Annotated in this window: 8 protein-coding genes and 3 pseudogenes; 5 read left to right on the plus strand and 6 right to left on the minus strand. The window is 59.1% G+C overall.

The features are described 5' to 3' along the window. From Q427_RS27930 to pilB, 5 genes and pseudogenes are all read right to left on the minus strand, one after another. Window positions 1–333 (minus strand): prepilin peptidase (locus tag Q427_RS27930; protein ID WP_442905601.1); only part of this gene is annotated, 333 nt, incomplete at its 3' end. 12 nt (window positions 334–345) lie between these two features. Continuing rightward, complete coding sequence (locus Q427_RS27935; protein ID WP_043518860.1) at window positions 346–537, minus strand: DUF2283 domain-containing protein; 192 nt, start codon at window positions 535–537, stop codon at window positions 346–348. A 2-nt stretch (window positions 538–539) separates the two neighbouring features. Then, entirely contained in the window at window positions 540–737 is a 198-nt protein-coding gene (locus tag Q427_RS27940) for a hypothetical protein (RefSeq protein WP_043518862.1), read from the minus strand. A 56-nt stretch (window positions 738–793) separates the two neighbouring features. Next, a pseudogene (locus Q427_RS27945) lies at window positions 794–2,025 on the minus strand (type II secretion system F family protein). Between the two features lie 106 nt (window positions 2,026–2,131). Beyond that, a pseudogene (gene pilB / locus Q427_RS27950) lies at window positions 2,132–3,927 on the minus strand (type IV-A pilus assembly ATPase PilB). 468 nt (window positions 3,928–4,395) lie between these two features. Here pilB and Q427_RS31760 point away from each other — a divergent pair. The 4 genes and pseudogenes from Q427_RS31760 to Q427_RS27970 all read left to right on the plus strand — a co-directional run. Next, window positions 4,396–4,516, plus strand: a pseudogene (locus Q427_RS31760) (prepilin-type N-terminal cleavage/methylation domain-containing protein); the annotation flags it as partial. 932 nt (window positions 4,517–5,448) lie between these two features. Beyond that, on the plus strand, window positions 5,449–7,233 hold the full coding sequence (locus Q427_RS27960) for a DUF7305 domain-containing protein (protein WP_043518864.1): 1,785 nt from the start codon (window positions 5,449–5,451) through the stop codon (window positions 7,231–7,233). A gap of 80 nt (window positions 7,234–7,313) precedes the next feature. Further along, window positions 7,314–7,955: an anti-virulence regulator CigR family protein gene (locus Q427_RS29545; protein WP_051496795.1), complete on the plus strand. Its 642-nt coding sequence runs from the start codon at window positions 7,314–7,316 to the stop codon at window positions 7,953–7,955. 337 nt (window positions 7,956–8,292) lie between these two features. After that, entirely contained in the window at window positions 8,293–8,670 is a 378-nt protein-coding gene (locus Q427_RS27970) for a histone-like nucleoid-structuring protein, MvaT/MvaU family (protein ID WP_043518866.1), read from the plus strand. A gap of 617 nt (window positions 8,671–9,287) precedes the next feature. Here the strand turns inward: Q427_RS27970 and Q427_RS27975 are convergent. Continuing rightward, on the minus strand, window positions 9,288–9,575 hold the full coding sequence (locus tag Q427_RS27975) for a helix-turn-helix transcriptional regulator (RefSeq protein WP_051496796.1): 288 nt from the start codon (window positions 9,573–9,575) through the stop codon (window positions 9,288–9,290). A gap of 360 nt (window positions 9,576–9,935) precedes the next feature. On the opposite strand from Q427_RS27975, the gene Q427_RS27980 reads away from it, so the two are divergent. Next, on the plus strand, window positions 9,936–10,256 hold the full coding sequence (locus tag Q427_RS27980; RefSeq protein ID WP_043518868.1) for a hypothetical protein: 321 nt from the start codon (window positions 9,936–9,938) through the stop codon (window positions 10,254–10,256). Window positions 10,257–10,388 lie beyond the last annotated feature (132 nt).

The following is a 10,388-nucleotide window of genomic DNA, read 5'->3' on the forward strand; positions in this document are numbered from 1 at the left end:
GGCACCGCCGGCCAGCTCCACCAGCGGATACTGGGGGCTGATGCGGGCCTCGCAGCAGGCACAGCGTCCGCGGCGCTTCAGCCAGCCGATCACCGGCAGATTGTCGTGCCAGGCGATGGGTGTCTCGCAGCGAGGGCAGATCGAGCGGGGGACCATCAGGTTGAAGCGCGGTCGCTCCTCGTCGGGCAGCTCGAGTGCCTCCCGGGCCTCGGCCCGCCAGCCCAGCATCAGCATCACCGGCAGGCGCACGATCACCACATTGAGAAAGCTACCCAGGCACAGGCCCAGGAAGGCCGCCAGGGGCCAGAGAATGGCGGGAGGTAGATCTGTCAAAACGATTCCTTATCAAGCTGCCTGACTTTTAAGAAAAGGCCAGGCACCTTGCTTGGATGCATCGAGAATGACCACCTCCACTATGCTACCGTCATCGGCATAGCTGACGTGCGTATGCCAGTCTTGGGACATTTCCTTCACGATGGGCTTGTCTGATAGATGCAGTACCAGGATGTCATCAGCTTCGTCGTAAGTGGTTCTCACAATCACTCCTCCCAGCAGAAGTGGTGCATGATCGTCTTGACGACGAGTCTATCTTCGAGCACCACTGCGGCACAAATCAGGTTATCGTGCCTATCGGCGACGCTCATGGCGATCCAGAGCCGCTCCGAATCCTTATAACGAGTATCTCCGATGTCCAGTAATTCGAGGAGTAAGGCTTCAGGGATGTTGCGCTCAGCCATACGCTCGCGAGCATGTCGCGTAACATGAACGTAACGCGCAAAATACAGTGGCTCGCTCACAACACCGTGCCGAGCTCGAATATGGCAGGTACATGGAGATGACCAGGCCGCCGACCAGCACGCCGAGCACCACGATGATCAGCGGCTCCAGCAGTGAGGTGAGGGCATCGACCTTGTTGTCCACCTCCTCCTCGTAGTAGTCGGCCACGCGGTTGAGCATGGCGTCCAGGGAGCCGGACTCCTCGCCGATACCCACCATCTGCACCGCCAGGGGAGGAAAGCGTTCCGTCAGGCGCATGGCGAAGTGCAGCTGCTGGCCGGTGGCGACATCCTCGCGGATCTGCCGGGTAGCGCGCTCGTAGACCAGGTTGCCCGCCGCCCCGGCGGCGATGTCCAGCGCCTCCACCATGGGTACGCCGGCCCCGTAGGTGGTGGCCAGGGTGCGCGAGTAGCGCGCCACCGAGGACTTGTCGAGGATGTCACCGATCACCGGGACCTTCAGCGAGAACATGTGCATGCGGTAGGCGAACGCCTCGGAGCGTTTCATGCCCTGGCGCATCAGGAACACGAAGGAGACGATGAGGGCGATGCCCCACAGCCAGTACTGCTGGGCGAACTCCGACATGGAAATGGTCATGCGGGTCATGGCCGGCAGCTCGGCGCCGAAGCCATGGAACAGGCTCTCGAACTGGGGCACCACCTTGATCAGCAGCAGCGCCGTGACGCCGATGCCCACGGCGATGACCGCGATGGGGTACCACAGTGCCTTCTTGACGCGCCCCTTGAGCGACTCGATCTTCTCCTTGTAGGTGGCGATCCGCTCGAGCATGCGGTCCAGCGAACCGGAACTCTCGCCGGCCTCCACCAGATTGCAGAAGAGGTTGTCGAAATGGTCGGGGTGCTGGCGCAGCGCCTGGGAGAAGCTCGACCCCGCCGCCACTTCGTTCATCATCTGCTGGACCACCGCGCTCATGGCCGGCTTGCGGATGCTCTCGGCCACCACCTGGAAGGCCTGCAGCACCGGCACGCCGGCGCGAATCATGGTCGCCATCTGGCGGGCGAAGAGCATGATGTCCCGCGGTTTGATGGTGCCCATGCCGCCGCCAAGCCCGCCCTTGCGGCGCACGTTCTTGACGATGATGTTCTGGTTGGCCAGCTCACGCTCTACCTCGATCTTGTGTGCGGCCACTACCTCGCCGCGCACCAGTCGCCCTCCGGGGCCCTTGCCCGACCAGTTCCAGCGGTAGAGCTTCAGCTTCCGGGGCGGTTTCGCCGTTTTGGTCGCCATGTCGTTCCCTGCTGCGTATTTGAATCGTGGTATCGGTTTTTTATAGGTATCCCGCTATCAACGGTTATATCGGCCAGTTTGTCAGTTGATTTAGTGTCAGCCCAACTTAATCTTTTGTTACGCGATTGACCTCGGTCAAGCTCGTAATGCCCTGCATCACCTTCAGCAGGCCGCTTCTGCGCAGGTCGGGGTGGCCCTCCTGGCGGGCCAGCTGGTCGAAATCCAGAGAATTGCCCTGGCGCATGATCAGCTGGCTCATGGCACTGCTCACCGGCACCACCTCGTAGATGCCCACCCGGCCCTTGTAGCCGTGGGTGCAGTGCATGCAGCCCACCGGCTCGTAGACGGTAGCACTGCCCACCTCCAGGTCGGTGAACCCCTCGCGCAGCAGCGCCTCCCGGGGGATCTCCGCGGGCTGCTTGCACTGCTTGCACAGCCGCCGAGCCAGGCGCTGGGCGATGATCAGGCTCACCGAGCTGGCGATGTTGAAGGGTGGCACGCCCATGTTGGCCAGGCGGGTCAGTGTCTCCGCCGCCGAGTTGGTGTGCACCGTGGAGAGCACCAGGTGGCCGGTCTGGGACGCCTTCACCGCGATCTCGGCGGTTTCCAGATCGCGGATCTCGCCCACCATCACCACGTCCGGGTCCTGGCGCAGGAAGGCGCGCAGGGCGCTGGCGAAGTCCAGCCCGATCTTGGGCAGCACGTTGACCTGGTTGACCCCCGGCACCTTGATCTCCACCGGGTCCTCGGCGGTACAGATATTGCGCTGGATCTCGTTGAGGATGTTCAGGCCGGTGTAGAGCGTGACCGTCTTGCCGCTGCCGGTGGGGCCAGTGACCAGGATCATACCCTGGGGGTGGTCGAGCACCGTTTCGTACAGCCCGCGCTGCTCGGGCGTGAAGCCCAGCGCATCGATGCCGATCTGGGCCGAGGCGGGGTCGAGGATACGCAGCACGATCTTCTCGCCGTAGACCGTGGGCAGCGAGTTGACGCGAAAATCGATGGAGCGGGTCTTGGAGACCTTGAGCTTGATGGCGCCATCCTGGGGCAGGCGACGCTCGGAAATGTCCAGCCGCGCCATCACCTTCAGGCGAGCGGCGATACGCGCCCGCATGGAGAAGGGCGGCCGCGCCGCCTCCAGCAGCATGCCGTCGATACGCATGCGCACCCGGTAGCTGGTCTCGTAGGGCTCGAAGTGAATGTCCGAGGCGCCGCGGCGAATGGCATCCAGCAGGATCTTGTTGACGAACTTGACGATGGGGCGTCGTCGGCACCGGTATGGGCTTCCTGGTTCGACTCTTCGCTGAGATCCACTCCCTCGTCGAACTCCAGCTCGCTGACCGCATCGTCGACCCCATCCAGCCCGTCCATCATGCTGGTCTCGCTCTGGGCCAGGTAGGCCTCCAGCACCGGCAGCAGCTGGTCGACCGGGCACAGCACCGCCTCGATGCTCAGCCCGGTGGCGAACTGCAGTTCATCCAGCTTGGCCAGGGTCGAGGGGTAGGGCACCGCCACCGTCAGGCGATGGGAGCGGCGCATCAGCGGCACCACGCACAGCTTGCGCAGCAGCTTTTCGGGAAAGTCGCCCGCCGGCGGCAGGCTTGCCAGGCGCAGGGCATCCAGGTCGACGATGGGCAGGCCATACTCCCAGGCGGCACACAGGGTACCCTGGCGGGCGGTGACCATGCCGGCATCGATCAAATGCTGAAGCAGCGTGACCTCGGACTCGCGGGCCTCGTGCTCCGCTCGCTCCGCCGCCGCCCGGGACAGCAGGCCGTACTCAACCAGCCGCCGGGCCAGGCCGCGCAGGCCCTCGGCAGAGCGCTTCAGCGCGTCGTCGCTGGTGTCGGCTGAAGATTCGGCTAACGTGCCGGCTTCCGGTGAGGTGTGGTACTGGTTCATGGCGCCTCTGCCGTTGGCCCGTATGAGGAGGATGCGAAAGGTATACCAGTAGTCTAGTCCTTTGAAATGGCCCAACACAGCCCGCTTTTCACGTTATCTCTACTCTTTTGGTATCAAGCCGCTGGTACATTATCATCAGCTGCAATAATGGTTCGGAGTATGTGGACCTTGCACAATCCCAAAGTGTAATTTAGTGTAAGCAATGTGGGTGCGTGAACTTAGGTGCCAGACCTAGGTGGACGAGCACAGGATCAGGGACAAGGGCATTTGCCTGTATCAGGATGACAGGGGCCATGGGGCCCCGCATGTGAGCCAGGCGACCTCGGGTAACTGCGGCGCTGAGCGACGAAAACACGGAAGCCCTCGGCTTCCATCGGCAGCTGCTAAAGTGCCGAGTCAAAAACACCAGGCCACACCGGGCACAGAGCAGGGGTAAGGGCGATGACCATGACAAGCATGATGAACGAAATGAAAAGCAAGCGGGCAGCCAGGAAGGGTCAAGGCGGCTTTACCCTGATCGAACTGCTGATCGTGGTGGCGATCATCGGTATTCTGGCGGCAATTGCAATACCGCAGTATGGAAATTACCTCGATAATGCTGCGACAAATTCATGTCGAGCGGAAACACGTGCAGTGGGTTCAGCTATATCTGCTGCGCGAATTAATGAAGACATGAATTTACTTGGCGTTGATGCTCACTGGAGTATAGGCGATGACAGTGCTTGTCAGAACCTTGAGTTGGAAGACGACACTCTCACTGGGACTCCAAGGCGTGAACAAGACCCGATTACTTTTGAGATTACAGTTGCCGAACCAACCGCACCAACCGAACCAGGCTAAGGTCGGAATTTAGGCGCATGGTACATTTTTACTAGTATGATTAAGTGGCCGGCAGAGATGCCGGCCGCTGTTGTTTGTGCGTCCTGCAAGTCATTCGTATCCCCACGCATTTGATCGACCACAGAGCAGTAAGCCAAGCCTTTGCACACCCCCCCAGATTGCGCTGCATTAAACCGCCTGGCAAATTTCCCTTAAGTTAACTCGAGTATGGCCGTTACCAGAACTGCCAAGGGCAGCATCGTCCTGGCAGGGAGAAGGCAGTGGTTGCCTTCGTTATCTGTGCTGGTCGATGGCTATCGACTGGATTCTCTAAGGAACGGGAGTGCTCAAGAAATCTACGGGCCTGCTTGCTGGGCTACTTATTCTTGCTGCTGCGCAAGCCGACTAGAACTATGAAGATGTTTTCCGCAAATGCCTACGAGCTGTATTGGCTAGTTCATCTACCTGTGAAGTGGGAGAGGTTAGCAACCGATAAGCACAAAGAAAATGACCTTGATAGAGTGGCAAGAGATAAGATTTCTGTGGTGGAAAGCGGTGCCAATGCTTTTCCAGAGCAGAGCTCAACAGGAAAGCTCATCAGTTGTCCACACATATGATCTGGCGATGGGAATGGATGTTTCCCACATCATGATGTAAAGTTGTGTATCAATATTGTGTCAATGACGTCACATGGAGGCGGGCATGCCAGGCCCAGAGAAGCAACAAGGTGCGGCACTGATCCTGGTGCTGGTACTGATGAGCGGCTCGCTCATGCTCGGCCTGTCATCCATGCAGGGCAGCCTGCTCAATGAGCGGTTGGCAGGTAACTACCGTTCGGCAGTCCTTGCCCAGAACGAAGCGGAAGCGGGTCTCTATGCCTTCAACGATGAGTTGCGCGCCGCCGTTACGCAACTGAACGAGAGCCAGACACCTGCGCCTCCAGTGTTTGCCAATAACCCCGGCAACTTTCTTCCCAGTCTGCGTACTGCAGCGATCAATGCGCGCAATGCTGATACCTCAGCAGACGCCGCGGCTGCATTGAATGGTGCGCTGGTCGGCCAGTGGTCACCCGAGGGGCAGCTGTCCAGCGGAGGGCGGCATCGCTGGCGCCTGATGCCTGCCTTGCTTGAGGACGATGCGTTGCTGGGTGGTCAGATCGGTATTCGTATCTTGAGTGAAGGCTTTCATGGTGCTGCGGGTTCTGAGGCGGTACGGCGTGTTACCGGGCTGGTGGCGCTACCGGAAATCGTCCCCGATAGGGATGGGGGGCTTATGAGTTGTGAGGGCGTCCAGGTCCAAGGTAGCGGCCTTATCGATAGTTATGACTCACGGGAAGGCAGCTACGGGGGTAGTAACGCGCAGCGCAGCAATATCGTGGTAGGAACTCAAACGGAAGGGGCAGAAGTGAGGGTGACCGGGGCTTCACCGATTTACGGCAACGTCGCCGCCAGCGGCACCTTCACGGCCACAGGGTCGGCGGCCGTTCATGGTAATGTCCGGGCCAACGGCACGGCAACGCTTGCCGGAGGTGGTGCCCATATCTATGGCAATGTCGATAGTCTCGGTGATGTCACGATCTCCAGTAGCGGAACGATTCATGGTGATGTTCAGGCCGCCGGCACCTTGAATCTGGAGAACTGGCATTCCCGAATCGAGGGAAATGCGCTGGTATCAGCGGTAAATTCGAACAGGACACCAGAAGATCAGGTCGGTGGCACCCTCAATGCCGACAGTGGCGGCCCTCAGGGGCTACAGCCGTTGCCTGCCGTGTCATCACCGGAAGAATGCGTGGTGCCCGGCAAGATAAATCTTTATCCCGAATACGACAATGCAGTCACTGATTCCTCTGGTCCTCTGGATATCAAGGGCTCATCTCGCACTATCATTCTGGATGCCGATGGCTTGCACGATCCAGTTGGTTCGCTCGGCCCGATTGATGCACCCGCACTGCATGAAAACAAGCGTGTCGTGAAGTTCGATGAATTCAAACTTGCTGGGAGTGCCAACTTCCAGATTGGTCGTGTCGGGACTCCTGTCGATATGGTCATGGTGGTGCCTGGCGATATCAGTATTGGCGGCGGTGGCTCCTTTCAGATAGCGGAAGGCAGTACGCTGACGATTGTCACTGAAAGCGAGTTTCGTCTGGCTAGTGCCATCGTGGTCGGCGATGAAAAGCCAACCCGAACCAGAGAGGGAAAAGTCGAACCGATTCTTTCTATCGTTTCGACGTTCAACGACCAATCCAGCAACCAATCCGGTGTCTTTATCGGTGGCGCGGCAAATTTCTACGGTGAGATTGTGGCGCCATACTCAAATGTGGAGGTGACAGGCAGCGGTGACTTCTATGGCAAGGTGACTGGTCGAAGCATCGAGGTAAAAGGGGCAGGTGGTTTCCATTATGATGAGGCGTTTGGCGACATGGACGATGGAGGCGACGGCAGTACCGTCAGTCAATTGCCGCGGCTTCAGGGGATCTGGGTGGATTAGGGTATTTACTGGAATGTTCATCTTCCCTGCTCATTCGGCGCCTAGACTGTCTATAGGTACCCCTCTTGGAGGTCGACAGTATGAAATACGTAAACCGTTCCACACTACTCATCGCAGCCGCATTTGGCCTTTCACTGGCTGCCGCCCAGGCGTCGGCTCAGCCGGCGGAGCCCCGCGGACAGGGGCAGGGTGCCAGTCAAGGCCAGGGCCAGGGTGCCAGCCAGCGTGGCCAAGGTCAGGGGCAGGGCGCCTCACAAGGAAGAGGCCAGGCCCAGGAGCGCCGTGAGTACAGCGAGGAGCCCCGGCGCACAGAGCGCCGCCAGCAGAGCGAGGAGCGCAGCTACAGGGAGGGTCGGCACGAAGACCGGTCCGAGTGGGATCGCGAGCGCCGCGAATATCGGTCAGGTTCTCGCACGGACGCGCGTGGGGACTATCGTCGCGGCCCCCGAGTCGATGAGCGAGAGATTCGACGTCATTTCGGCGAGCGGCGTGAGTGGATCGAAGTGGATCGCTCCCGCGACAGTTTGCCACCCGGCATACGCATGAACCTGGAGCGTGGCAAGCCGCTGCCGCCGGGAATCGCCAAGCAGTTCGACAGCCGCCTGGTTCGCGAGCTGCCCCGTTATGAAGGTTATGAGTGGCGCCGGGCCGGCCCCGACGTGCTGCTGGTGGATGTCGTCAACGACATCATTTACGAAGTGTTCCGGGATCTACTTTACTGAGCGTCCGCTGCTTCCAGCGTCGAGAATGCCAGTATCATTGACCAGCGCCGCCGATTATGGCGGCGTTTTCGTTTGGACACTCCTGTCGGGTACTCCTGCTCCATGCCCCTGTGACACATATCCCGTGGCTCATATGCGGTGGGGAGTGAGTCGGCTTGTTGCGTACTAGCATAAGGCGGTGGATGCTCGTTGAGGGTTGCATGTTTGCTTAATCCCGCCTATTTGACCAAACTGATATTATGCAGAAAAAATAGCCCCGCATATTGTCATATGATGCTGCTTGATGTATTTATAGTCGCGCATCCTGTCAATTCTCAAAACCCAAGGAACACAGATCATGTCACTACTCAGCGAGTTCATGCAGAAAGAGCAGCAGCTCAAGCAGCTTCAGGCCGAAATGGATCGTCTTCAGAATGACGACCGCCTGAAAGCCGAGCTGGAATTCAAGGACAAGCTTGAGGCCCTGATGCGCGAGTTCAACAAGAGCTCCGCCGATGTCATCAGCCTGCTGGATCCGCAGGGTAACAAGCCCGCTGCTGCCAAGGCATCGGCTGCCGGCGGTGGTCGTCGCAAGCGCAAGTTGAAGATCTACAAGAACCCGAATACCGGTGAGGTCGTGGAAACCCGCGGCGGTAACCAGAAGACGCTGAAGGCGTGGAAGGACGAGCACGGCTCCGACACGGTCGAGAGCTGGCTGGTACGCGTCGAGGAGTGATAACTCCCTGACGTCGGATTTATCTTGTCAACAGCCGGGCCCAGTGGGCCCGGCTGTCGTTCAAGTGCCTCAAGTGCTTCAAGTGCTTGAGACAAGTATCGGTAGCATCAATTCCGCTCCCTTATCCAGCAGTCGCACCTGCGCGGGTTCGCCGCTGGCATAGCAGTGCTTGCTTGCCAGCCCGTCCCTTACCAGGGACCGCACCGTGGTGTGTATCTCCTCCAGGCTTTCTACCGTCACGCAGGCATGTCGCTGGGCCGGCAGTTCCAATACCCGGAAGGAGGCGGGAATGGCTAAGCCGTCGGCCGCCTGCTCATCGATAAGCGGCCCGACGTCGATACGTTCGAGTTCGCAGGTAGGGGAGTGCAGTGGAGTACGGCGACGGCGGGGGCTTGCTTGAGTCTTTCGGAAAGATTTTCGGCTCCTTTTGTCAGTTGGGCCCATTTAAGGATGTTGTCGAGGCTGCTGGTGTCGCCATTCTGGTATAGCCGGGTTACCAGTGCCTGTCTGGGCGGGATCTTGCAAATATCAAACGCTGGGGGCGCACCGCTGTGTCCCTGGCAATAGTCAGGGGCGCGCAGTTTCTCGCGTTGTACCTGGCGATACTGGCGGGGAGTCTAGTTGTAGCGTCGTTGAAAGGCGCGGCTGAATGCCGAATGATTATGATAACCGCTTCGCACGGCTATGGTACTTATCCGATATGGCGTCAGTGCGAGCAGGCGGGCAGCTTTTTCCAGTCTCAGGATGTCGCGATAGGCGCTCGGCGAAACACCGAAGCGTTGCTTGAACTTACGTCGTACTTGCGAGGTCGAATATCCGAGTCGATTGGCGAGGTCATCGATCCCTTCATGGCTGCTCAGGTGGTCCTGAAGCCAGATTTCCGCTCGCATCATCTCGTTGAACATTATCAGATCCCTTGCACTTGGGCCCACAGAAGTCGCTTGACTGCGGAATCCATTTGTGGTTTTGGCGTCCTGCGGTGACGCCGATGGTCAGGAACCTATATGCTCCCAATCCGAAGTAATTATTGGTTTTATGTGGACCTTTATGCGCTGTAGCGGGAGTCGAAGGCAAGTTTGGTAACCGATGTTGACCGTTTGTGCATACTTTGCAGGGTAGAAGGGATGACGGATTAATCAAGCCTGATAATGACTATCATTTCGATCAGTCTGTACTCTCGGCTTCGCTCGGGGAATCAATAGCGGTATACTCATGTACCGACATTAATCGAGTGCTGCCTGGTACTTGAGCTTTAACGGAATCTAATGAAACAGCATAAACCCAACCGACACATGGATGAGCGCGAAAAGCTGCGCAAATTTCGTGAACTCGACGACGCCTTCGCTGAAGCGCTTCGTGAACTGGAAAAGCCCAACTCACGGCTCGACATTCCCACCGGCCCGCCGGTGCGCAGCCTGGCGGCTCAGGAGGCGGATGACGAGCAGGCCCGCCAAGTGGATGAAGAGCAGGCCCGCCAGCATCTCTTCGAAGAGCGCCTGAAAACGCTGATGAGTGAATACGCACAACCCAGGGAGAGCGTGGCCCTCCTGCTGCGTACAATGCAGTCACTCGGCCATCTCGCCTGAGTCACCGCCTGAGTCGCACATGACCTATTTCGTCGTGATGGGCAGCCTGGCGCTGTCTGTCCTGTTCACCTTTGGCTGGGCGCTATGGCGCACGGCAAGCTGGGCCACGGCACGCCTGCCCGGCGGCCGGCG

It is taken from the genome of Halomonas sp. BC04, from assembly GCF_000568385.1.

Coding starts and splice junctions, on each gene's coding strand:
- Q427_RS27960 (WP_043518864.1), top strand. CDS start 5,449: ATGCCAGGCCCAGAGAAGCAACAAGGTGCGGCACTGATCCTGGTGCTG.
- Q427_RS27980 (WP_043518868.1), top strand. CDS start 9,936: ATGAAACAGCATAAACCCAACCGACACATGGATGAGCGCGAAAAGCTG.
- Q427_RS27940 (WP_043518862.1), bottom strand. CDS start 737: ATGGCTGAGCGCAACATCCCTGAAGCCTTACTCCTCGAATTACTGGAC.
- Q427_RS27975 (WP_051496796.1), bottom strand. CDS start 9,575: ATGTTCAACGAGATGATGCGAGCGGAAATCTGGCTTCAGGACCACCTG.
- Q427_RS29545 (WP_051496795.1), top strand. CDS start 7,314: ATGAAATACGTAAACCGTTCCACACTACTCATCGCAGCCGCATTTGGC.
- Q427_RS27970 (WP_043518866.1), top strand. CDS start 8,293: ATGTCACTACTCAGCGAGTTCATGCAGAAAGAGCAGCAGCTCAAGCAG.